The 22,558-nt window shown below is 65.5% G+C and carries 24 protein-coding genes; 14 read left to right on the forward strand and 10 right to left on the reverse strand.

Annotated features, from left to right (window positions below; genetic code table 11):
- Window positions 1-114 precede the first annotated feature (114 nt).
- The 3 genes from msrQ to clpB all read right to left on the reverse strand — a co-directional run bounded on the left by msrQ (window position 115) and on the right by clpB (window position 4,375).
- Window positions 115-735 (reverse strand): protein-methionine-sulfoxide reductase heme-binding subunit MsrQ, encoded by a 621-nt coding sequence (gene msrQ, locus CDV49_RS13005; protein WP_088215865.1) that lies wholly within the window; start codon window positions 733-735, stop codon window positions 115-117.
- Entirely contained in the window at window positions 735-1,619 is an 885-nt protein-coding gene (msrP, locus tag CDV49_RS13010) for a protein-methionine-sulfoxide reductase catalytic subunit MsrP (RefSeq protein WP_088215866.1), read from the reverse strand. The genes msrQ and msrP overlap by 1 nt, the downstream gene beginning before the upstream one ends.
- A 137-nt stretch (window positions 1,620-1,756) precedes the next feature.
- Window positions 1,757-4,375 carry an ATP-dependent chaperone ClpB gene (gene clpB, locus CDV49_RS13015; RefSeq protein ID WP_088215867.1) on the reverse strand — a complete coding sequence of 873 codons (2,619 nt, stop codon included), beginning with the start codon at window positions 4,373-4,375 and terminating at the stop codon, window positions 1,757-1,759.
- Window positions 4,376-4,557: 182 nt separating this feature from the next.
- Here clpB and pyrF point away from each other — a divergent pair, with 182 nt between their 5' ends.
- The gene (pyrF, locus tag CDV49_RS13020; RefSeq protein WP_088215868.1) at window positions 4,558-5,280 is read left to right on the forward strand and encodes an orotidine-5'-phosphate decarboxylase; all 723 of its coding nucleotides are present in this window, start codon (window positions 4,558-4,560) and stop codon (window positions 5,278-5,280) included.
- A 3-nt stretch (window positions 5,281-5,283) separates the two neighbouring features.
- On the opposite strand, the gene CDV49_RS13025 is transcribed toward pyrF, so the two are convergent.
- Window positions 5,284-5,544: a hypothetical protein gene (locus CDV49_RS13025; protein ID WP_088215869.1), complete on the reverse strand. Its 261-nt coding sequence runs from the start codon at window positions 5,542-5,544 to the stop codon at window positions 5,284-5,286.
- Window positions 5,545-5,747: 203 nt separating this feature from the next.
- Between CDV49_RS13025 and rpmB the strand changes: the two genes are divergently transcribed.
- Together rpmB and CDV49_RS13035 are read left to right on the forward strand one after the other, a co-directional pair.
- Window positions 5,748-6,035: a 50S ribosomal protein L28 gene (gene rpmB / locus CDV49_RS13030; protein WP_088215870.1), complete on the forward strand. Its 288-nt coding sequence runs from the start codon at window positions 5,748-5,750 to the stop codon at window positions 6,033-6,035.
- A gap of 69 nt (window positions 6,036-6,104) precedes the next feature.
- The gene (locus CDV49_RS13035; protein WP_088215871.1) at window positions 6,105-6,392 is read left to right on the forward strand and encodes a SelT/SelW/SelH family protein; all 288 of its coding nucleotides are present in this window, start codon (window positions 6,105-6,107) and stop codon (window positions 6,390-6,392) included.
- A gap of 6 nt (window positions 6,393-6,398) precedes the next feature.
- Here CDV49_RS13035 and CDV49_RS13040 read toward each other — a convergent pair whose 3' ends face one another.
- On the reverse strand, window positions 6,399-6,602 hold the full coding sequence (locus CDV49_RS13040) for a DUF1674 domain-containing protein (RefSeq protein ID WP_088215872.1): 204 nt from the start codon (window positions 6,600-6,602) through the stop codon (window positions 6,399-6,401).
- A gap of 91 nt (window positions 6,603-6,693) precedes the next feature.
- Between CDV49_RS13040 and CDV49_RS13045 the strand changes: the two genes are divergently transcribed.
- From CDV49_RS13045 to CDV49_RS13065, 5 genes are all read left to right on the forward strand, one after another.
- Window positions 6,694-7,962: an RsmB/NOP family class I SAM-dependent RNA methyltransferase gene (locus CDV49_RS13045; protein ID WP_088215873.1), complete on the forward strand. Its 1,269-nt coding sequence runs from the start codon at window positions 6,694-6,696 to the stop codon at window positions 7,960-7,962.
- 69 nt (window positions 7,963-8,031) lie between these two features.
- On the forward strand, window positions 8,032-9,735 hold the full coding sequence (locus CDV49_RS13050; protein ID WP_143413171.1) for a heparinase II/III family protein: 1,704 nt from the start codon (window positions 8,032-8,034) through the stop codon (window positions 9,733-9,735).
- Between the two features lie 16 nt (window positions 9,736-9,751).
- Window positions 9,752-11,332 carry a bifunctional phosphoribosylaminoimidazolecarboxamide formyltransferase/IMP cyclohydrolase gene (purH, locus tag CDV49_RS13055; protein WP_088215961.1) on the forward strand — a complete coding sequence of 527 codons (1,581 nt, stop codon included), beginning with the start codon at window positions 9,752-9,754 and terminating at the stop codon, window positions 11,330-11,332.
- Window positions 11,332-11,817, forward strand: coding sequence for a signal peptidase II (lspA, locus tag CDV49_RS13060; RefSeq protein WP_088215875.1), 486 nt, complete (start codon window positions 11,332-11,334; stop codon window positions 11,815-11,817). The genes purH and lspA overlap by 1 nt, the downstream gene beginning before the upstream one ends.
- A 59-nt stretch (window positions 11,818-11,876) precedes the next feature.
- A complete protein-coding gene (locus tag CDV49_RS13065; protein ID WP_088215962.1) occupies window positions 11,877-12,419 on the forward strand; it encodes a DUF3035 domain-containing protein in 543 nt (180 codons plus the stop codon).
- Window positions 12,420-12,455: 36 nt separating this feature from the next.
- On the opposite strand, the gene CDV49_RS13070 is transcribed toward CDV49_RS13065, so the two are convergent.
- Window positions 12,456-12,851 (reverse strand): hypothetical protein, encoded by a 396-nt coding sequence (locus CDV49_RS13070; protein ID WP_088215963.1) that lies wholly within the window; start codon window positions 12,849-12,851, stop codon window positions 12,456-12,458.
- A 118-nt stretch (window positions 12,852-12,969) separates the two neighbouring features.
- Between CDV49_RS13070 and hemF the strand changes: the two genes are divergently transcribed.
- The 4 genes from hemF (at window position 12,970) to fghA (ending at window position 16,172) form a co-directional block, all read left to right on the forward strand.
- Window positions 12,970-13,839 (forward strand): oxygen-dependent coproporphyrinogen oxidase, encoded by an 870-nt coding sequence (gene hemF / locus CDV49_RS13075; RefSeq protein ID WP_088215876.1) that lies wholly within the window; start codon window positions 12,970-12,972, stop codon window positions 13,837-13,839.
- 102 nt (window positions 13,840-13,941) lie between these two features.
- Entirely contained in the window at window positions 13,942-14,205 is a 264-nt protein-coding gene (locus CDV49_RS13080; protein ID WP_035743314.1) for a metal/formaldehyde-sensitive transcriptional repressor, read from the forward strand.
- Window positions 14,206-14,223: 18 nt separating this feature from the next.
- Window positions 14,224-15,333, forward strand: a complete 1,110-nt coding sequence (locus tag CDV49_RS13085) for an S-(hydroxymethyl)glutathione dehydrogenase/class III alcohol dehydrogenase (protein ID WP_088215877.1) — start codon at window positions 14,224-14,226, stop codon at window positions 15,331-15,333.
- Between the two features lie 8 nt (window positions 15,334-15,341).
- Entirely contained in the window at window positions 15,342-16,172 is an 831-nt protein-coding gene (fghA, locus tag CDV49_RS13090; protein ID WP_088215878.1) for an S-formylglutathione hydrolase, read from the forward strand.
- Between the two features lie 69 nt (window positions 16,173-16,241).
- On the opposite strand, the gene CDV49_RS13095 is transcribed toward fghA, so the two are convergent.
- The 3 genes from CDV49_RS13095 to CDV49_RS13105 all read right to left on the reverse strand — a co-directional run bounded on the left by CDV49_RS13095 (window position 16,242) and on the right by CDV49_RS13105 (window position 18,922).
- Window positions 16,242-17,294 carry a hybrid-cluster NAD(P)-dependent oxidoreductase gene (locus tag CDV49_RS13095; RefSeq protein WP_179209203.1) on the reverse strand — a complete coding sequence of 351 codons (1,053 nt, stop codon included), beginning with the start codon at window positions 17,292-17,294 and terminating at the stop codon, window positions 16,242-16,244.
- Window positions 17,291-18,538 carry an aromatic ring-hydroxylating oxygenase subunit alpha gene (locus CDV49_RS13100; RefSeq protein ID WP_088215880.1) on the reverse strand — a complete coding sequence of 416 codons (1,248 nt, stop codon included), beginning with the start codon at window positions 18,536-18,538 and terminating at the stop codon, window positions 17,291-17,293. Before CDV49_RS13100 ends, CDV49_RS13095 begins: the two co-directional genes overlap by 4 nt.
- 174 nt (window positions 18,539-18,712) lie before the next feature.
- Window positions 18,713-18,922: a hypothetical protein gene (locus tag CDV49_RS13105; RefSeq protein ID WP_088215881.1), complete on the reverse strand. Its 210-nt coding sequence runs from the start codon at window positions 18,920-18,922 to the stop codon at window positions 18,713-18,715.
- 91 nt (window positions 18,923-19,013) lie between these two features.
- Between CDV49_RS13105 and CDV49_RS13110 the strand changes: the two genes are divergently transcribed.
- A complete protein-coding gene (locus tag CDV49_RS13110; RefSeq protein ID WP_373447804.1) occupies window positions 19,014-19,514 on the forward strand; it encodes a sigma-70 family RNA polymerase sigma factor in 501 nt (166 codons plus the stop codon).
- 1,007 nt (window positions 19,515-20,521) lie between these two features.
- Here CDV49_RS13110 and CDV49_RS20260 read toward each other — a convergent pair.
- Entirely contained in the window at window positions 20,522-20,722 is a 201-nt protein-coding gene (locus CDV49_RS20260; RefSeq protein WP_143413172.1) for a hypothetical protein, read from the reverse strand.
- Between the two features lie 131 nt (window positions 20,723-20,853).
- On the opposite strand from CDV49_RS20260, the gene CDV49_RS13115 reads away from it, so the two are divergent.
- A complete protein-coding gene (locus CDV49_RS13115) occupies window positions 20,854-22,557 on the forward strand; it encodes an ABC transporter ATP-binding protein (protein WP_088215883.1) in 1,704 nt (567 codons plus the stop codon).
- Window position 22,558 lies beyond the last annotated feature (1 nt).

Below are 22,558 nucleotides of genomic sequence, written 5' to 3' on the forward strand. Positions count from 1 at the left end.
GCAAACAGACCACATTTTTCACATTACCTTCACAACACCACTTATCCACAGAACACAATGCGCAAACCACCCACTCAAAGACACAATATTACCACGCACGCGTAAGCGCAGGTTTCACTCCCGCGAATCTGCCGTCTTCCGCCCCGTGCGCACGCCCTGCGGCCAGAATCGGAGGCCCAGAAGCACCAGGATGAGTGCGCAATAGACCATGGGCTGCATGGGCCAGGATTTCACGACCATCAGATAATGCACGCCACCTGCCAGAACGGCAGCATAGGTGAGCCGGTGAAGCCGCCGCCATTGCGGGCCCAGCCGACGGATCGACAGGTTGTTGGATGTCATCGCCAGCGGGATCAGGAGAACGAATCCCGCCATTCCGATGGTGATATAGGGGCGCTTCAGAATATCGGCCCCTGCCGCAGCCCAGTTCAGACCGATATCGAACACGAGCCATGCCATCAGGTGCAGCGCCGTCAATCCGAAGGCCGTCAGCCCGATGGCCCGCCGGAACCGCAGCAGATTGAGACCTGTGAAACGGCGGAGCGGCGTGATCGCCAACCCGAGGATCAGGAGCTGAAGCGCGCGCAGCCCCAATGCATGCTCCAGCTCCCGTACCGGATCGACGCCGATCGCCCCGGTAACCGCCTGCCAGAAGACAAACGCAGCCCAAAGCAAACCTGCCAGATAGATCGTCCACGTCGGGACTCGGCGGAGCCAGCGGTTGACGCTTTCCATCAGTAGTATTTCGTGAGGTCCATGCCCGAATAAAGGCTCGCGACCTGCTCGGCATAGCCATTGAACGGTTCAGTGTCCCGCCGGCCGCCGAACAGGCCCGCGCCGATGACCCTTTCCGTCGCCTGACTCCAGCGGGGGTGATCCACCTTGGGGTTCACATTGGCGTAAAAGCCGTATTCCCCCGCGTTCTGTTCCTGCCACGCCGTTTTGGGCTGAGTGTCCGTCAGCGTGATGGAGACGATCGACTTGATCGACTTGAACCCGTATTTCCACGGCACGATCAGGCGGAGCGGTGCGCCGTTCTGGTTCGGCAGCGGCTTGCCGTAGAGGCCGGTGGCCAGAATGGCCAGCGGATGCATGGCCTCATCGATCCGCAACCCCTCCCGATAGGGCCAGTCTAGCAGGCGGCTGGACTGGTAAGGCATCTCGCTCGGGCGGTAGAGCGTCTCGAAGGCCACGTATTTCGCGGACGGCTGCACACCGAACTTTGTCAGCAGGTCGGAAAGCTGCACGCCCTGCCAGGGGATGACCATCGACCATGCCTCCACACAGCGCAGCCGATAGGTACGGTCGCGGACCGCCACGCCTTTCAGCAGGTCGGCAAGGTCATAGGTGCCGGGCCGGTCCACCAGGCCGCCAACCTTGACGGACCACGGGCTGACGGTCAGGGCCCCGGCATTGCGGGAGGGATCCTCCTTGCCGTAACCGAATTCGTAGAAGTTATTGTAGTTGGTGATATCCGACAGCGCGTTCGGCTTTGCATCGGTGGACCACTTGTCCGCGGCAAAGGCAGGAGAGGCGGCCAGCGCCCCCATACCGGCAAGAACCGCGCGGCGATCCAGCCACAGACGTTCAGGAGTGATTTCGGACCAGTGGAATTTCAATGCCGCCTCCTCACGCTCTCAGGCGAGAACGGGATAATAGCGCGGTACCGGTGCAGGTCCGGTCACATTTAGCGGAAACCGGACAGGAAAACGCCGGGCGGAGGTCCGCCCGGCGCTGATTGCGTACAACCGATGGCTCAGTGCAGCACGGCATGCGCCTCGGGCGGATGCTTCCGGGACGGCGACGCGACGCGATCCCCGATGATCAGCCCGTCCTCGCCCGCCGTCACATGCACGGTCGCACCATCCAGAACGTCACCGCCCAGCAACATCTCCGCGAGCGGATCCTGCAGCGACCGCTGGATCACCCGCTTCAGGGGACGTGCACCGAAGACCGGGTCATACCCCTCATCGGCGAGCCACTTCCGCGCGCTTTCGTCCAGCTCCAGCGTGATCTTCCGCGCCGAAAGCCGTTTCTCCAGCCGCCGAAGCTGAATGGTGACGATACCGTCCATGTCGGCCCGCGTCAGCCGGTCGAAGATCACCATCTCGTCGAGGCGGTTGAGGAATTCCGGCCGGAAGTGCATCCGCACAGCCTCCATCACCTCCGCGCGCGCCGCGCCCGGATCGGACCCTTCGGGCAGCAGGGAGAGCGCCTGACTGCCCAGGTTGGACGTCAGCACGATCAGCGTCTGCTTGAAATCGACCCTCCGTCCCTGTCCATCGGTCAGAACACCGTCATCCAGCACCTGCAGAAGCACGTTGAACACGTCGGGGTGGGCCTTCTCGACCTCGTCGAACAGCACGACCTGATAGGGCCTGCGCCGCACGGCTTCGGTCAGCACACCGCCCTCGTCATAACCGACATAGCCCGGAGGCGCGCCGATCAGACGGGCGACGGAGTGTTTCTCCATGAACTCCGACATGTCGATGCGGACCATCGCGTTGTCATCGTCAAAGAGATAGTTGGCCACCGCCTTGGTCAGTTCGGTCTTGCCGACGCCGGTCGGCCCGAGGAACAGGAACGAGCCCAGCGGGCGGTTCTCGTCGTTCAGGCCGGCGCGGGCACGCCGCACGGCGTTGGAGACAGCGCGCACAGCCTCTTTCTGGCCGATGACGCGCTTGCCGAGTTCCTCTTCCATATGGAGGAGTTTCTCGCGCTCGCCTTCCAGCAACTTGGAGGTGGGAATCCCCGTCCAGCGTTCGACGACTTCGGCGATCTGCTCGGGGCGGACCGCTTCCTCGACCATCATGTCGGAGTTGCTCTCTGCCGCCGCGAGTTTCTTCTCAAGCCCCGGAATGATCCCGTAGCTCAGCTCACCGGCGCGGGCGAGGTTGCCTTCCCGTTTCGCCTGATCGAGTTCGGCGCGCGCCTTGTCCAGCTGTTCCTTCAGACCGCGGGATTCCTCCAGCTTGTCGCGCTCCGCCTGCCACTTGGCCGTCATCTCGGCCGAGCGTTGGGTGAGGTCGGCAAGCTCCTTCTGGAGTTTCTCCAGCCGGTCCCTGGAGGCCGCGTCGTCTTCCTTCTTCAGCGCCTCCTCCTCGATCTGGAGTTGCAGGATCTGCCGATCCAGCGCGTCCAGTTCCTCGGGCTTGGAATCCACCTCCATCCGTAGCCGCGACGCCGCCTCGTCCATCAGGTCGATGGCCTTGTCCGGCAGGAAGCGGTCGGTGATGTAGCGGTGCGACAGGGTCGCCGCCGCGACCAGCGCGGAGTCGCTGATCCGCACGCCGTGGTGCAGTTCATACTTCTCCTTGATGCCGCGCAGGATGGAGATCGTGTCCTCCACCGTCGGTTCTTCCACCATCACGGGCTGGAACCGGCGGGCGAGGGCCGCGTCCTTCTCCACGTATTTGCGGTATTCATCCAGCGTGGTGGCGCCGACGCAGTGCAGTTCGCCCCGCGCTAGCGCCGGCTTGATGAGGTTGGCCGCATCCATCGCGCCGTCCGTCTTGCCCGCGCCGACCAGCGTGTGCATCTCGTCGATGAACAGGATGACCTCGCCCGCCGCCGCGGTGATTTCGGACAGGATGGATTTCAGCCGCTCCTCGAACTCGCCACGGTATTTCGCGCCCGCGATGAGCGCACCCATGTCGAGCGCCAGCAGCTTCTTGTTACGCAGGGACTCCGGCACATCGCCGTTCACGATGCGCAGCGCGAGACCTTCCGCGATCGCGGTCTTGCCGACACCGGGCTCGCCGATCAGAACGGGGTTGTTCTTCGTCCGCCGGCTCAGCACCTGCATGGTGCGTCGGATCTCGTCATCGCGCCCGATGATCGGGTCGATCTTGCCTTCCTCGGCAGCTTCCGTGAGGTCGCGGGTGTATTTCTTCAGGGCGTCATAGCCTTCTTCCGCCGAAGCGGAATCGGCGGTGCGGCCCTTGCGGATATCGTTGATCGCCGTATTCAGATTCTGCGCCGTGACAGCGCCCAGTTCCAGCGCATCCTTCGCGGCGGATTTCACCATGGCCAGCGCCATGAGGATCCGCTCAACCGGCACAAAGGAATCGCCCGCCTTCTTGGCGATCTTTTCAGCCTCGTCGAGAACCTGGCCAAGCTTCGGGTCCATATAGACCTGACCGGTATCGCCGGAGACCTTGGGCAGCTTGTCGATCGCCGCCTCCACACCTTCGGCAACACGCGCAGGTTCTCCACCCGCGCGGCGGATCAGGTTGGCGGAAAGCCCCTGATCGTCATCCATCAAAGCCTTCAGAAGATGCTCCGGAGCCAGCCTCTGGTGGTTCTCGCGCATCGCAATGGTCTGTGCGGCCTGAAGGAAACCGCGGGACCGTTCGGTGAACTTTTCAAGGTTCATGACAACTCCTTCCAAGCGCCCGGATCGAATGCCTGCCATGCAGCACATTTCTCCCGAGCCTTCGTCGTTTCAAGATTTGGGAAGCGCATCCGCCGCTTGCAAGGTGGCGCCGGCGCTTCTTTCTTGCGCGGTGGGACGAGCGGCATTAGGAAACGCGCGACCGTGAAAAAAGGGGAAACGCCATGACCGCCGATGATCGCCTTATCGTTGCGCTCGACGTGCCCAACGCCCTTGCGGGGCTGGATTTGGTGGACCGGATCGGCGATGCCGCATCCTTCTACAAGATCGGCCTCGGCATGCTGACGGGCGGAGGTCTCGCCCTTGCGAACGAGCTGAAGCAGGAGCGGGGCAAGCGCGTCTTTCTCGACATGAAGCTCTTCGACATCGGGGCGACGGTGGAGGCAGCCGTGCGCGGCCTTGCGCAATACGATCTCGATTTCCTCACGGTTCACGGCGATCCGCATGTGGTCCGCGCCGCTGTGGAGGGGCGCGGCGGACATGCCACCCGCATTCTCGCGGTCACTATCCTCACCTCGCTGGACCGGGCCGATCTGGATGCTGGCCTGATCCGCGACGGCGATGTTGCCGATATCGTGGTGGAACGCGCCTCCCGCGCGTTCGAGGCCGGAGCCGATGGCATCATCGCCTCGCCCTGGGAGGCCGCGATGATCCGCGCACTTCCTGCCGCAGAAGGACGGCTGATCGTCACGCCGGGCGTGCGGCCGGCCACTTCCTCCAGCGACGATCAGAAGCGTATCGCCACGCCTGCCCGGGCGATTGGCGATGGGGCCGACCATGTCGTCGTAGGGCGACCCATCTGGCGCGAAGATGACCCGCGCGCCGCGGCGCAAGGCATCGTCGCGGAACTCTCCTCCGTTCAGGCGCGGCACCCGAACCGGGCCTGAGACTCAGTTGGCGGGGGCAGCAGGCGCGGGATTGACATCGGGTGCCTGTCCCGGAGCGACGGACGGCGCCGTCTGGGTCGGGGTCGGGGTCGATGGGACCGTTTCCACCGGCGTGCGCCCCATCGTCAGGAAATACACGGCGACGATCACCACCACCGCGCCGATGATCATGTACCAGCGATTGGACCCGGTACCGGACCCCGGGTGCGGCGTGCCGGGCAGCGGTCCCTTACGCGGGGGCGGGCTGTTGTCGGGGATGGCCATGCGATTTCTCCTCCTCTAACCTCTCACGAAACCCCCTGGGGCGGCGGGATGTTCCCTCGACCCATCGGTTGGACCATGAAACCGGGGGTTTTGGCATGAATCGCTTGACGGGAAGCCGTTTTGTCCTTAGACGGCCCGCAACGAATTCAGGGTCCGGGTCCTTCCGCGCCCCTACTCTGCAATGTAATGTGAGGATCTGAACGATGTCGCGCGTTTGCGAATTGACCGGCAAAGGGGTCATGACTGGTAACAATATCAGCCATGCCAACAACAAGACCCGTCGCCGCTTCCTGCCGAATCTGAACGAAATCACCCTGATTTCCGATTCGCTTGGCCGCAGCTACCAGCTCCGCATCTCCGCTGCGGCGCTCCGCACGGTGGATCACCGCGGTGGTCTGGATGCTTTCCTTGCCGCGGCGAAGGACGATGAGCTTTCCCCGAAAGCTCTGAAGATCAAGAAAGAAATCGCCAAGGCCGCAACTGCTGCCTGAGCGCTGTCCTTTCGATCCAGCAACAGCCCCGCTTTCTGCGGGGCTTTTTGCATTTTGAGGTTTGCCGGTATGGAAGATGCTGCGGAAAGACCCCGGGTGAGCATAGCCTATTGCACCCAGTGCAACTGGCTCCTGCGCGCCGCCTGGATCGCGCAGGAACTGCTTCAGACGTTCGGTGAAGATCTGGGGGAGGTCGCCCTGCTGCCGCGCACGGGCGGCATGTTCGAGATCAGGGCGGGCGATTCGCTGATCTGGGAGAGAAAGCGGGATGGCGGCTTCCCGGGCCCCAAGGAAATCAAGCAGCGCCTCCGCGATGTCATCGCGCCTGAGCGTGATCTGGGCCATACCGACCGCTGATCCGCATCAGAAATCGATCGCGAGGCCTTTCTTCTCCCAATCGCCGTAACGGACCGGCTCCGGCCCGTCGCGGCCGCCCAGCTCCACCGGCAGGCCGGGCTTGCTCTCTGCCGCCCGCCGCCGCGCTTCTGCTTCGGCAAGCGCGCGTTGCGCGGCCGGGGGAAGATCGGCGCGTGCTTCGGCGCGCTGCTCGGAGCTGTCATCGGACATGGGTCACCCCCTGCTTGTCTTGAAGGGCGGGATGCTATAGCGCCCCACCGGTCAAGGCAAGTCGCCGCCCGAGGGCGGGTCAGGAGGACGGATGGAAGTCACCGGACTGGCGGCGCGAGCCGCTGCACTGCGTCTCGTGGACGGGGTTCTGACCGACGGTCGGCCGCTGGCTGACCTTCTGCTGCCGGATGGCCCGCTTCAGCGTGAAACGCCCGACACCCGCGCGCGGGGTCAGCGTCTGGCTCTTGCCACGCTGCGCAATGTCGATCGTGCAGACGCCGTTCTGAAGCCCTTTCTGCGGCGGAACCCTATCCCACCTGTCAGGAATGCCCTCCGCCTCGCGGTGGTGGAGATGCTGGCGGAAGGCGCTCCGGCCCACGGCGTCGTCAATGCGACGGTGGCGCTGCTCGGGAAATCGGAAAAGACCTCCGGGCATGCCGGTCTGGCGAATGCCGTGCTGCGCAAGGCGGCGGAGGCTCGGGACATCTGGGACCGGCAGCCGCCGCAGCGTCTGCCGGGCTGGCTCCGCGGACGGCTGAACTCGGCCTGGGGCAACCGGGCCACGCAGGCCATCGAAGCCGCCCATGTGGCGGGGGCACCGACCGACATCACCCTGAAAGGCGCGCGACCGGAAGGTCTGGCGGCAGATGCGCTGCCCACCGGGAGCTTCCGCCTGAGCGGGACCGGCGCGCTCACCGCCCAACCGGGCTATGAAAGCGGCGACTGGTGGGTGCAGGACGCGGCCGCTGCCCTGCCCGCGCGCGGGCTGGCCATTCGCGACGGGGAGGAGGTGCTCGACCTCTGTGCGGCCCCCGGAGGTAAGACGCTGCAGCTCGCCGCGGCGGGCGGCCGGGTGACGGCGGTGGACATCTCCACCCCCCGCCTCGAGCGGCTGAAGCAGAACCTTGTCCGGACCGGCCTCTCCGCCACCATCGTGGCGGCGGATCTGGAGCATTGGTCCCCTGCGGCCCCGGTTCCCGCCATCCTGCTCGATGCGCCATGCAGCGCCACGGGAACGATCCGTCGCCACCCTGACCTGCCCTTCGTGAAGGGCCCCGACAGTCTCCGCCCCCTGATCGCCCTGCAGGAGCGGCTGATCGACCGGGCGCTCGGCTGGCTCGCCCCCGGGGGCAGGCTCGTTTACTGCACCTGCTCGCTCTTGCCGGAGGAGGGGGAGAAGCAGGTGGTCGCCGCTGTCTCCCGCCACCCGTCAGTCCGCATCGAGGCTGCAGCGTGGGACTTTCCCGGCATTCCGCTCGGCTGGCGCAGCCCCGAGGGGGGCTTGCGCATTCGGCCGGACGACTGGGCGGAAATCGGCGGGATCGACGGTTTCTACATGGCCCTCCTGCGCCGGGAGTGAATCGCGAGCGTCGATGACAGCCGCCGCGCGGCGCGCTAACCTCCGGCTGACCTGAGACGGGAGACGGGCGTGCGCAAGCGACAGGGGAATATGCTGGACGGGTTAGCGGCGCGGCTTGCTGCAGTCGGGCGCGTGGCACCGCATGTCGCAACCCTGCCGCCGCCCCGTATCGACGGTGATCCGGCGCGGGGAGCGCGGCTGATGGCAGCCGCACGCTCGCCTCTGGATGCCCCCCGAAATGCCCCCCGAACGCCCTTCGCCGAAACTGCGGCCCTTACCTTTCGCTGGCTTGATGACCTTGCCGCGCTTGGGAGCAGGGCGGCACGGGAACGGGCATGGCTGTGGGTGGAGGGCTGGGACAGGCAGACAGGCTGGCGCGCCGACCTTTCCGCAGGACGCCTCCGGCGCTGGATCGGACATGCGGAATTCCTGACCGGTCCCGGCAGATCGCCCCCCCGCGCGCTTCTTTCGGGCGCAACCCGCGAGATGCACTTCCTCCGGCGTCGCTGGAAATCCCTGCCTGAAGGACCCGCCCGGGTGGAGGCCCTGACGGCTCTCGTCACCGGCTCGCTGGCTCTGGCGCGGATGCGGTCCTTCACCGGACCTGCCGCCAGAGGGCTGGCGACAGAGGCGGCGCGGTCGGTCGATCCCGGGGGGGCCGTGGCTTCCCGCAACCCGGAAGAGCTGCTCGACCTGCTGACGCTGCTGCTGGAGGCCCGCGACGCGCTCTCGGCCGCGGGCCTGACGGTTCCGCCCGCCGTGGCTGACGCCATCCAGCGGGGCGCGCCCACCCTGCGCCTGCTGCGACAGGCGGATGGCGGACTGCCGCGCCTTCATGGCGGGGCCACACCCCCGCCCGGACGGCTGGAGCGCGCACTCCTTGCCTCCGGGGCGCGGGCCAATTCCATCGCCGGCGCCCCTGCGGTGGGAGCCATGGGATATCTCCGGCTCGCGGCGCCGCGGACGACGCTCATCGTCGATGCGGCACCGCCGCCGATGGGTGCGGCCTCGCGGCTCGCCCATGCCTCCACGCTGGCCTTCGAGCTGACCTCCGGCCGACGGCCGCTGATCGTGTCGTGCGGGCCGGGGAGCGCGCTCGGCCCCGATTGGGAGAATGCCGCCCGCGCCACCCCGTCCCACTCCGTTCTGGGCATAGAGGGACTGTCCTCCGCCCGGCTCGGGACCAGCCGGGACACGGAGGAGTTGCTCTCCGACGGGCCGCGAAACGTGCGGGCCGAGGTCACCACCGGCGACGATGGCCCGCTGCTCGTCCTCAGCCATGACGGCTATGTCGCGAGCCATGGCCTCACCCATGTGCGGGAACTGGAGCTTTCCCGCGACGGGCGGATGCTTCGCGGCTATGACGCGCTCGGCGCGGCGACAGAGGCCGATCGCCGGGTGCTGGAACGCGCGATCCTCAACAGCCGCCTGCAGGGCGTGCATTTCACCATCCGGTTCCACCTGCATCCCGCAGTGGAGGCTGAGGTGGAGGGAGAGCAGATCGTCCTCCGCCTGCCCAGTACGGAGGTCTGGATCTTCCGGCAGGCGGGGGCGGCGCGGATGTCGCTGGATGCCTCCGTCTGGCTCGATCCGCATCTTGCCGCCCCGCGGCCGAGCCGCCAGATCGTTCTTTCGGGCCTTGTGGCCGACAAGGCGGGCGAGGTGGGCTGGACGCTGGCGAAATCAGAGGATACTCCGCTGGCCATCCGCGACACCGAACCGGCGGAAGAGGAGCTTCCGCAGGCCGCCCGCGCCATCCGAGCCGATGCCTGAGCCGAAGGATCTGACCATGCCCGACCTGCTGCCGATCGCCCGCGCGCTGATCTCCGTTTCCGACAAGACCGGCCTTCTGGAGTTCGCCCAGAACCTTGCCGCGCGGGGGGTGGAACTGCTGTCCACCGGCGGGACATCGGAGATGCTCCGCAAGGCGGGTCTTTCCGTGCGCGACGTGGCCGACCTGACCGGCTTCCCGGAGATGATGGACGGCCGGGTGAAGACGCTGCACCCCAAGGTGCATGGCGGCCTGCTCGCCCTCCGCGATCAGCACAAGCCGGAGATAGAAGCGCATGGGATCGAGCCGATCGACCTGCTCATCGTGAACCTCTACCCGTTCGAGGCGACTGTGGCGAAGGGCGCCGACTACGACACCTGCATCGAGAATATCGACATCGGCGGCCCGGCCATGCTGCGCGCAGCGGCCAAGAACCATGCCTGGGTGACGGTCGTCACCGATGTGGAGGACTACCACGCGCTGCTGGCCGAACTTGACCGCAACGACGACCGCGTGTCCTACGCCTTCCGCCAGCGGCAGGCGCAGATCGCCTATGCCCGCACCGCCGCCTATGACGCCGCCGTCTCCACCTGGATGGCCGCCGCGCTGGAAGAGGCGAACCCCCGCCGCCGCGCCTTTGCCGGAACGCTGGCCCAGCCGCTCCGCTATGGCGAGAATCCGCATCAGGCGGCCGCCTTCTACCGCGACGGCTCCGACCGTCCCGGCGTGGCCACCGCACGGCAGTGGCAGGGCAAGGAGCTGTCCTACAACAATATCAACGATACCGACGCCGCGTTCGAACTGGTGGCCGAATTCCCGACCGACCGCGCCGCCTGCGCGATCATCAAGCACGCCAACCCCTGCGGCGTGGCGGTGGGCGGATCGCTGCTGGATGCCTACGGGCGCGCCTATGACTGCGACCGGACCTCGGCCTTCGGCGGGATCGTGGCGCTGAACCATGTGCTGGACGGCGCCACCGCCGCGAAGATCGCCGAGATCTTCACTGAAGTCGTCATCGCCCCCGACGCGGATGACGAAGCGAAAGCCGTCTTTGCCGCCAAGAAGAACCTGCGCCTGCTCACGACGGGCACCCTGCCCGATCCGACGGCAAAGGGCCTGACATTCCGGCAGGTCGCGGGCGGTTTCCTCGTACAGGACCGCGACAATGGCGACGTGACGGCGGCTGACCTGAAGGTGGTGACGAAGCGCGCGCCCACCGATCAGGAACTGGCCGACATGCTGTTCGCCTGGAAGGTGGCGAAGCACGTGAAATCCAACGCCATCGTCTATGTGAAGGATGAGGCGACCGTCGGCATCGGCGCGGGCCAGATGAGCCGGGTCGATTCGACCATGATCGCCGCGCGGAAGGCCGAGCACATGGCCGAACTCCTGCATCTGCCGGTTTCGCCCGCGAAGGGGTGCGTGGCGGCCTCCGACGCCTTCTTCCCCTTCCCCGACGGGGTGGAGGAACTGGCCCGTGCGGGCGCGAAGGCGGTGATTCAGCCCGGCGGCTCCATCCGCGATGCGGAGGTGATCGCAGCGGCTGACGCCGCGGGGCTGGCGATGGTGTTCACCGGTCAGCGGCATTTCCGTCACTGATGGCCGGGGGATCGCTCGGGATCATGGCGGGCGTGGCCACGGCCACGTTCGTTCTGGATCAGCTCAGCAAATTCGTGGTGGTCCATCTGATGTCGCTCGACCGCGTGCGGGAGATCGACATCTGGCCGCCCTATCTCAACTTCCGCATGGCATGGAACCGGGGCGTGAACTTCGGGCTGCTGCAAGGGGATGGCGATCTGGGCCGCTGGCTGCTGATCGCCGTCGCTCTGGTCATATCGGCCTGGGTCTGGCTGTGGATGCGCAAGGAACCGCAGACCGCCGCTGCGCAGGTTTCGGCCGGTCTTCTGATCGGCGGGGCCATCGGAAACGTGATCGACCGCGTTCTCTATGGCGCTGTGGCGGACTTTCTGAACATGTCCTGCTGCGGAATCGACAACCCCTGGGCATTCAACGTCGCCGATATCGCGGTGTTCGCGGGTGCCATCGGGCTCGTCCTGTTCACCGGACGCGACAAGAAGGCGTGACGCCCCGGTTCAAAACGGCTAAACGAGGACAAAACGGCAAGAGTGCGATGGAGCGGGGCATGATACAGGCGGGTCGGATCCGGGCGGGCAGGCTCGTGCTCGTGCTGGCGGCGGCTTGCGGCCTCGCCGCCTGCGGCAACGGAAAGCTCATCCAGCTTCGCTCCGAAACCCGCAGCCCGGACGAGTTCGCCATCCTGCCGACCAAACCGCTCGACATCCCGGCGGGGCAGGCGAACCTCGCTTCCCTCCCCGTACCGACCCCCGGCGGTGCGAATCGCACCGACCCGACCCCGCTCGCCGATGCGACCGCTGTACTGGGGGGCAATGCCGGTGCGGTGGAACGTCAGGGAACCGGCGGGGATGCCGCGCTTCTGGCACAGGCCGGACGCTATGGCGCCGATCCCACCATTCGGCAGGAGCTGGCCGTGGCGGATGCCGAATTCCGCAAGGACGAAGGCCCCCTGCTCCTAGAGCGGATGAGCCGCACGACCACCTATTTCAAGGTTTATGCGCCCTATGCACTCAACCAGCAGGCCGAAATTTCCCGCTGGCGCGCAAGGGGAGTGCCGACGGTCACCGCGCCGCCTCCGCCCGCCAACTGACGGAGGCCGGCCGGGACAGGCCGCCGCTCTCACGGCCTATTTTGGCGGATAGGCCGCCCTGCAGGCATCGACCCGCGCGCCCGTCTGCACGGTCAACTCACGCCGCTTCTCCAGCAGACTGTCCAGCTTGGCCTGTTCAGCCCTAAGGTCGATGGCCCGCGGGACGTTCGTCGTCACGGGCACATCGCGCTCACACATCATCGGGCGGTAATACCCGCGCCCCCAGGAGGGGCCGGGGCACCAGTCGAAATCCGTCACCCAATCCGTCCGGCTGTCGAGCGCGAAACCGCGGGCGATGTTGCCCTGCGTCTGGTCGATCAGCATGTTCACGGTGCGGAGATCGCGCGTCGCGGTGTTGAGACAGCGCTCCTGTGGCGTTGCGCAAGCCGCGAGTCCGAGAAGCAGAAAAAGAACGGGAAACGGGCGCGTCATGATGTCATCCTCCGCCAGGCCGGCGATCCGATATCTAGCGATTATGGAACCGAAAGCCAGACTCGGCTTGGCCATCGTCCGGCGGAGAGCTATTGGGTTCCCGAAAGGCAGGATCGTCATGGATATCAATTTCGACGAACGCAAGACGCGGGCGGCGGCATGGTTCCGAACGCTCAGGGATCAGATCTGCACCGCTTTCGAGACGCTGGAGGACACGCTTCCCTCCGACCGCCCGCCCGGACGTTTCGAACTGCGTGAAACCCAGCGGGGCGGCGGGAACGGCGGCGGCGGCCTCATGTCCGTCATGCGTGAGGGGCGGGTCTTCGAGAAGGTAGGCGTCAACGTCTCGGCCGTCCACGGCACGCTCGCCCCGGCCGCGCAGGCGGCGATGGCGGCGCGGGGCGTTCCGGGCATGGCGGAGGATCCGCGGTTCTGGGCCTCCGGCATCAGCCTCGTCGCCCATATGCGCAATCCGCTCGCCCCGGCGGTCCACATGAATACGCGCATGTTCTGGACGCCGCATACATGGTGGTTCGGCGGAGGCGCCGACCTCAATCCCTGTATCGAGTTCGCCGAGGACACCGCGCATTTCCACGCCATGCTCAAGACCGCCTGCGACCTGCATGGGCCGGATTTCTATACCCGGTTCAAGGCATGGGCCGACGAGTATTTCTACATTCCGCACCGCAAGCGTGCGCGGGGGGTCGGCGGCATCTTCTTCGACGATCTGAACACCAGCGACTGGGAGGCAGACTTCGCCTTCACTCAGGATGTGGGCCGTGCCTTCCTGCCTGCCTTCCTGCCGCTGGCGGAAAAGCGCAGTCGTGCCCCCTACGGAGAGGCGGAGCGGGAGGCGCAGCTCATCCACCGCGGCCTCTATGCGGAATACAACCTTGTCTATGACCGCGGCACAAAGTTCGGTCTGGCCACGGCGCATGACCCGGAAGCAGTGCTGATGAGCCTGCCGCCGCTCGCCCGCTGGCCCTGATCTCCTACTTTCTTCCGAAGGCCCGCCCCCCCGGCGGGCCTTTTCGCTCCTTGCGCGCCAGTGGGGGAGGAATATACTCCCCCCCAGTATCGGAGGAGGGGGATGCCCAACGACCCGCGCGAAAAGCAACAGGCGCTGATCCGTGTCCGCCGCATCCGCGGCCAGATCGAAGCTCTTGAAAGATCGCTTGAAGGCGAGGCCCAGTGCGAACCGATCCTGCAACAGCTCGCGGCTGTAAGGGGTGCGGTCAACGGATTGATGGGCAGCGTTCTGGAAAGCCATCTGCGCGAGGAACTGGCTACCCCCGCCGAACCCAATCCAAGGATCGAGACCGCAATCGCGCTCGTCCGGTCCTATCTCAAGTGAAGCGTGGAGGAGAGACCCATGAAATCGCGCGCCGCCGTTGCCTTCGGTCCGGGAAAGCCGCTCGAAATCGTCGAGATCGACGTCGATCCGCCGAAGGCGGGAGAGGTTCTGATCAAGATCACCCATACCGGTGTCTGCCACACCGACGCCTTCACCCTGTCGGGCGATGACCCGGAAGGGCTGTTCCCCTGCGTGCTGGGGCATGAAGGCGCGGGCATCGTGGTTGAAGTCGGCGAAGGCGTGACGTCCGTCGCGCCGGGGGATCACGTGATCCCGCTCTACACCGCCGAATGCGGTGAGTGTCTGTTCTGCAAATCCGGCAAGAGCAACCTGTGCATCGCCGTCCGCGCGACGCAGGGCAAGGGCGTGATGCCCGACGGCACGACCCGGTTCTCCTACAATGGCGAGCCGCTCTATCACTACATGGGCTGCTCGACCTTCTCCGAATACACCGTGGTGGCGGAGGTATCTCTCGCCAAGATCAACCCGGAAGCGAACCCGGAGCATGTCTGTCTTCTGGGTTGCGGTGTGACGACCGGGATCGGGGCCGTGCACAACACCGCGAAGGTGCAGCCGGGCGACAGCGTGGCGGTTTTCGGTCTCGGCGGGATCGGTCTTGCGGTGATCCAGGGTGCGCGGCAGGCGAAGGCCGGGCGCATCATCGCGGTCGATATGAACCCCTCCAAGTTCGAACTTGCCAAGCAGTTCGGTGCGACCGACTTCATCAACCCGAAGGATCACGACAAGCCCGTCCAGCAGGTCATCGTGGAGATGACCGGTTGGGGGGTGGACCACTCGTTCGAATGCATCGGCAATGTCAATGTGATGCGGGCCGCGCTGGAATGCGCGCATCGCGGCTGGGGCCAGTCGGTGGTCATCGGTGTGGCCGGCGCGGGGCAGGAGATTTCCACCCGCCCGTTCCAGCTCGTCACCGGGCGCCGTTGGCTGGGCACGGCCTTCGGCGGGGTCAAGGGCCGCACACAACTGCCGGGCATGGTGGAAGATGCGATGTCGGGTGCGATCGAACTCGCCCCCTTCGTCACCCACACCATGCCGCTGGACGAGATCAACACCGCCTTCGACCTGATGCATGAAGGCAAGTCGATCCGCAGCGTCATCCATTATTGAGCCGAGATATGGAACGCCTCGAATCGCACGCCTGTTTCGGCGGTCAACAGGAGGTCTGGCGCCATGAGAGCCAGGCCACCGGGACACCGATGACCTTCGGTGTCTTTCTGCCGCCCCAGGCGGCAAAGGGCCCGCTGCCGGTGATCTACTGGCTCTCCGGCCTCACCTGCACGGAACAGAACTTCATCACCAAGGCCGCCGCCCAGCGCTACGCGACGGAACACGGGGTGATTCTCGTCAATCCCGACACCAGCCCAAGGGGTGACGATGTCGCGGATGATTCTGGCTACGATCTCGGCAAGGGCGCCGGATTCTACCTGAATGCGACCCAGCAACCCTGGGCGGCCAACTACCGGATGGCCGATTATATCGCCGAGGAACTCCCCGCTCTGGTGGAGGGGGCCTTCCCGGTGTCCGACCGGCGTTCGATCATGGGTCACTCCATGGGCGGACACGGGGCGTTGGTCACCGCCTTCCGCAATCCGGGCCGCTACCGGTCCGTGTCGGCTTTCTCCCCGATCGTCGGCCCCTCCGACGTGCCTTGGGGAGAGAAGGCGCTCACCGCTTATCTCGGTCCCGATCGGGGCGCGTGGGCGGAATGGGATGCGGTGCGCCTGATTCCCGGCCTGAAAGAACGTCTGCCCCTTCTGATCGATCAGGGTGGAGCGGATGAGTTCCTTGTTCGCGAACTCCAGCCGGAGCGCCTGGTCGAAGCCTGCAAGGCTGCGGGCCATCCGGTGGAACTGCGCCTTCAGGATGGCTACGACCACAGCTACTACTTCATCTCGACCTTCATGGGCGACCACATCGCCTGGCATGCGAAGGCGCTGAAGGGCTGACCAACCGCCCGTGCGCTGCCAAAGGCGGCGCGCGGGCTTGTCGCTTCGGCGCGTCAGCGCCGTCCGCTTTTACAGATCGACCTCGACACTCGCGAGCGGGCGGGAGCAGCAGGCCAGGATGAAGCCATCCTCCACCTCATCCTCGAAGATGCCGCCCTGATGGTGCATCTCCACACTGCCGCGCGCCCGGACCTTGCAGGTGCCGCAGACACCCATGCCGCAGGCAAAGGGGGCAGCAATTCCCGCCGCTTGCGCCATTTGCAGGATCGTCTGTCCGGCCCCTACCGGCACTTCCACGCCTGAGCGCGCGAACCGCACGACCGCGCCTTCCGACACCGCGGGGGCTTCCGGCAGCAGCAGTCCGCCGCTGGCTGGCCCGAAACTTTCCTGATGCCAGGCTTCCGTGGCCAGCCCGTCCGCGAGCAGCGCCGCCTGCATCGCCTCCATGAAGCCCTGCGGCCCACAGCAATAGACCTGCCGCTCCAGCCGTTCCGGCACCAGCCGCCGCAGCAGCTCCGCATCCAGCCGCCCGGCGATCAGACTCTCCCCCTCGGCTTCTCGGCCAAGAATGAACAAAAGCCGAAGGCCCGGCATCTGCCCCGCCAGCAGCTCGAGTTCCCGCCGGAACAGGATGTCATCGGCAGAACGCGCCGCATGAACATACGTGACCTTCAGGCCCGGTGCGCAGTCCGCAACCCAGCGGAGCATGGACATGCAGGGCGTCGCGCCCGATCCCGCCGAAATCAGCAGTAACGGCCCGACCAGCGGATCGGGCAGGTGGAAGTTGCCCATCGGCTGGGTGAATTTCAGCCCGAATCCGGGGGCGAGGTTGTCGAACATCCATTGCGTCGCGACGCTCCCCGCCTTCAGCTTGGCCGTGATCGAGACGGAAAACGGCCGCGAGGGGGAGGAGGAGAGCGTATAGCTCCTGAGCACCGGCCCCTCCGCCGTCGGCAGTTCGACCGTGACGAACTGTCCCGGCCGATAGGCACACCAGCGCCCCGGCGGCGGACGAAAGGTGAAGGTTCGCACATCCGCCGTTTCGGCGCGGACACCCACGCACCGCAGCGGCTCCTCCAGCGCGTTCCAAGGGAGCGGCTGGGGCAAGGTCTGAACGATCATTCCGCGGCGATCCGTGCCTGACTGTCGGGGCCAAGACGGCGCTTCAGGGTCTCGCAATACCATTCCACGAACTGCATCACGCCGCCTTCGTGGATCTCCGAATAGGGCCCCGGCTGATAGGCGGGCGAGGCGATGCCGCGGGCATTGTCCTCCACGATCCGGCGATCCTCGTCATTGGTGTGGATCCAGACCTCGGTCAGCTTCTCCAGATCATAGTCCACCCCCTCGACCGCATCCTTGTGGACGAGCCATTTCGTCGTCACCTGCGTCTGGGTCGCGGAAATCGGCAGCACCCGGAAGGAGATGGCGTGGTCGATCAGAACGTGGTTCCATGTGCTCGGGTAATGGAACAGCAGCAACGCCCCGATCCCCTCCTCGCCCGGGAAACCGTCCGAGATCTTGCGCCCCACGGCGCGCCGCCCGGTCATCGTATAGCTCTCGGCATCCCGGAGCAGCGGCACCCGAACGGCGCGCGCCTGGCCGTCCGGCTCCATGTCGAAGCGCGAGGCGAGGCCCCTTTCCTCGCAGGCGGCCCAATGGGCTGCGATCTCGGGATCGCTCCCCGCCCCGTCCACCCCGGTGACCGAGGGCGCCTCGGGATAGGTCTTGCACAGGTCGGGATGGTTGGCCGCGCAATGATAGCACTCGCGGTTGTTCTCCCAGACCAGTTTCCAGTTCCCGTTCTCGACGATGGTCGATTCAAATGCGACCTTCGCCTCCTTCAGATTGTGGGCGCCGAAATAGGTCTCCATCCGCCGTCGCTGCGGAGCGAAGTCGGCAGGCGCGCTGGCGAGACTGATCCAGACGTAGCCGGCCGCGCTTTCGCAGGCCACGGGCTTCAGACCGTAGGGCTTGGGATCGAACTCCTCTCCCATCTGCCGTGCGAAAAGCAGTTGCCCGTCGAGATCGAACGTCCACTGGTGGTAGGGACAGACGAGCCGCGACGTACGCCCCTTTTCCGTAAGGCAGATACGGGAGCCCCGATGGCGGCAGACGTTGTGAAAGGCCCGGATCGCGCCATCGCGCCCGCGCACCACGATCACCGAGTAATCGCCGACCTGCACGGTAAAGAAACTGCCCGGCTGGGCGATTTCGCAATCATGGCCGACGAACAGCCAGTCGCGATACCAGAATTCCTCCAGATCCAGCCGGTAGATGTCGTCATCGCGATAAAAGGCCTGATCCAGACTGAAACCCGGCTTCTGGCGGGCAAGCAGCGCGGCAATCGTGCTCTGTAGGGTCATCGTAGCGTCCTGCGGACCGCGAAATGGCGGATGGGTTGCTGTCTTCCCGCGATGTGGAACCGGCGTGCGGGGATGGCTGCAGAATGCCATGAAACACAGGCGCGAATGGCCGAAATTCGACGCTTTTCGACAGCAGGGCGACGCGGGCGGAAACAGCCGTCGGACGGCTCTCCCTCAGCGATCCGTGGCGTCGGTTTCCGGTGTCGTGCGGGCAGGAGCGACCCCCTCCCGCCGCCGGGCGAGCGCCGCGTCGAGTTCGAGCGCCAACATCCGCAGCCGTTCGGGAACATCGTGAAGCCTGAGTTCCGCCGATATGTCCGACAGGAGCCGTGCGAGTTCCTCCTCCGTGCGCGCCGCCGCGTCATCCAGAGGTTTCTCGACCATGCTCAAATCTCCTGTCATTACCCGGAACCGTCAGCGCTCCGCCGGGTTATCCTACGCTGCCGATCACCGGATTCAAGGACGGTCCCGGATGATGACAACTTCTTCCCGCGATGAGGTGCGGACCGACGTGGTGGCGCTGATCCCTGCGCTCCGCGCTTTCGCATGGTCACTGTGCCGGGACACGACCGACGCCGATGATCTGGTGCAGGAAACGCTGTTGAAAGCGTTGGCCAATCTCGACAAGTTTGCCCCTGGCACCCGGCTGCGGGCCTGGCTCTTCACAATCATGCGCAATACGTTCTATTCTCGTATCCGAACCCAGGGGCGAGAGACGACGGGTGCGGAAGATTGCGTCTCGGGCGATCTGATCTCTCAGCCCACGCAGGAATGGAACGTTCGCGGCGGCGAGCTGATGGAAATCGTCCGCGGCCTGCCCGTTCATTACCGCGATACCCTGATCCTTGTCGTGATGATGGGAGAGAGCTACGAGGCGGCTGCCGAGATCTGCGGCTGCACGGTCGGCACCGTCAAAAGTCGTGTCAATCGCGCCCGCAACATGGTCATCTCCGCTCTGGGTGAGACCACCGTCTGACGGATGAGACGCCTCATCGGTGAGGCAGGGGTTGCTTTTGACCGGAAGCCTTCTGGCCGGGAAAAGCCTTCATCGCTGCTTCGGATGCTTGCCGGCTGCACGTCCAAAGGAATGCAACAAGTCATCCGTCGCCAGCGCTCGACCCCGGCACTGATCGATTCGGCAAACGGGAGAGACGCTTGCGCGCTGCCCGCGGCCGTCAGGTCCAGACCACCTCCGGCTCTTGCGGATTATCTTGCGTGTTGTGCAGCCTTTCAGCAGCGGTGCCCGCCGGCATGGTGATACCCGGCGATGTCTCCTCTGCCGGACGAAAGGCCGAAAGCATGCCGACCCATGTTCGGATGTCTTGGCGATGAAATCGCCCGCTCCCATCGCTTCGGAAAGATAGCGTCCCGCGGCGAGCGCTATGCCGCCCTCATACCGGCAGTGGAAGTTCGCGCGCAAATCATCCACCTGCTGCATCCGACGAGCGCACGACCCTTGAACAAGAGAAGGTTTCGCCGCCTTCCCGATCGAGATGGAACGAGATACCCCCGCCCTTGAGGCGCACATGCTGTCGCCCGAGGGGCGTCGCGCAGAACCTTCAATTCCCTCTGTGTTGCAGCGGTTGCCGCCACAAACGGCAAGCGTCTAGGTCCACCGTAGTAGCAACGGCGAACCTCTCATCCAGCGGGTCGGCGGAAATATTCCGCACGATGTGACGGAGGAACGCTGGGAGCGTCAAACAACCTTCGTTCCGATCGCGAGCAAGATTCCGTCCAATTACGATTGTAACGATATTTCTCGGCTTCCGGCCCATTCGTACGCTTGCAGGAGATGCCTATCGCGATGCGGACATGGCAGACATCGAAATAGGTGCGCAGTATCGCATCGCAAGAGTGGCATACGATGCGCCCCCGCACGCCGGTGATGACCGCCCTTTCGTGTCGATGTAGCTCCATCGCCGCCTGCTGCACCCGGCGAAGGCCGGGCGCGCTGTCAGGATGGCGCCCCGCCCCCTTTTGGCCTCAGGATCGGGCGGCCCTGCGCGAAGCGGGGCTGCGGGCCTTGCCACTCCGCGCCTTGGCGGCGGTTCTGTGGGGCTGATTCTCCGCCTTCGGGCCGGACAGGCGTCTCTGGGGCTCCGTCGCCGGGGAAGAGGAGGAGAGATAGCGCACGGCGGCATAGCCGAGGCCAAGAAGAGCAAGGGTACGGATCAGTCTCGGCATCTGTAATCTCCGGCTTGAGTTTCCGCCGCATAACGCGGATCGTGCCCTCGCTGTTCCGCCGCCGCCCTCTCCGGGGTGGAAATCCGTTCGGCAACACGTCATGAAGACGCAGCCCCAGCAGGACGTGCGACATGCTCAGACAGTTCTTCTCCTACTACCGGCCGTGGAAGCTGCTTTTCTGCATCGATTTCGGTTGCGCCGTGCTGTCCGGGATGTTGGAGCTTGCATTCCCGCTCGCCGTCCAGGGCTTCATCGACAGACTTCTGCCGCAGGGGGACTGGTCCTTTACCTGGCTGGCGGCGCTGGGGCTTCTGGTCATCTATCTGGTGAATACCGGGCTGATGGTCGTGGTGACCTACTGGGGCCACATGCTGGGCATCAACATCGAGACGGAGATGCGGCGGCGGGCCTTCGAGCATCTCCAGAAACTCTCATTCGGGTTCTTCGACAAGGTGCGGACGGGCAAGCTCGTCGCCCGCGTCACCCGCGATCTGGAGGAGATCGGCGAGGTCGCCCACCACGGGCCGGAGGATCTGTTCATCGCTGTGATGACCTTTGCCGGGGCCTTCATCCTCATGATGTGGATCAGCCTGCCGCTCGCCCTCATCACGGCGGCGATCGTTCCGGCGATGGTGCTGATCGTGATGGTCTATGGCGGCAAGATGACGGCGACATGGCGGGCGATCTACTCCCGCGTCGGCAACTTCAACGTCCGGCTGGAAGAGAACGTGGGCGGCATGCGCGTCGTGCAGGCCTTCGCCAACGAGGATCACGAGAAGGCGCTTTTCGCAAAGGACAACGCCAACTACCGCGAAACGAAGTTGTCCGCCTACAGGGTGATGGCCGCATCACAGTCGCTGTCCTACATGGGGATGCGGCTCGTTCAGGTGGTGGTGATGGTGGCGGGCGCGAGCTTCGTGCTCAACGGGTCGCTTTCCACGGGGGGCTTCGTCGCCTTCCTTCTGCTGGTCAGCGTGTTCTTCCGCCCGCTCGACAAGATCGCCGCGGTGATCGAGACCTATCCGCGCGGCATCGCGGGCTTCCGCCGTTACCTCGAACTGCTGGAGACGGAGCCCGAAGTGGCCGACCGGCCCGACGCGCGCCCTGCCACCGCACTCACCGGTGCGATCCGGTTCGAGGATGTGAACTTTTCCTACCGGGAAGACCGGCCGGTGCTCCGCGACGTGAACCTCTCCGTCCGTCCGGGCGAGACGCTCGCCTTCGTCGGCCCCTCGGGCGCCGGCAAGACGACGCTTCTGGCGCTGCTGCCCCGATTCTATGAACCGACATCGGGCCGTATCACCATCGACGGCACCCCGATCGACGCCTTTACCCTACAAAGCCTGCGGCGTCAGATCGGCATCGTCCAGCAGGACGTGTTCCTGTTCGGCGGCACCCTGCGCGAGAACATCGCCTACGGACGGCTGGGCGCGACGGAGAACGACATCATCGAGGCCGCCCGGCAGGCGCAGCTGGGCCCGATGATCGAGCGTCTGCCGGACGGGCTGGATACCGTGGTGGGCGAAAGGGGCGTGACCCTTTCGGGCGGACAGAAGCAGCGCGTGGCCATCGCGCGCGCCTTCCTGAAGAATCCGCCGATCCTCATTCTGGACGAGGCGACCTCCGCCCTCGACAACGAGACGGAGCGCGAGATCCAGATGGCGCTGGACGCGCTGGCGGTAGGGCGCACGACCCTCATCATTGCGCACCGTCTGGCGACCATCCGGCATGCAGACCGCATCGTGGTGATGGAGGATGGCCGTGTGGTGGAGACCGGCACCCACGCCGAACTTGCGGCCTCCGGCGGGCGCTATGCCCGGCTCAGCGCCGCGTAAG

Origin of the sequence: Haematobacter genomosp. 1 (assembly GCF_002196855.1) — a bacterium.
GTDB lineage: Bacteria > Pseudomonadota > Alphaproteobacteria > Rhodobacterales > Rhodobacteraceae > Haematobacter.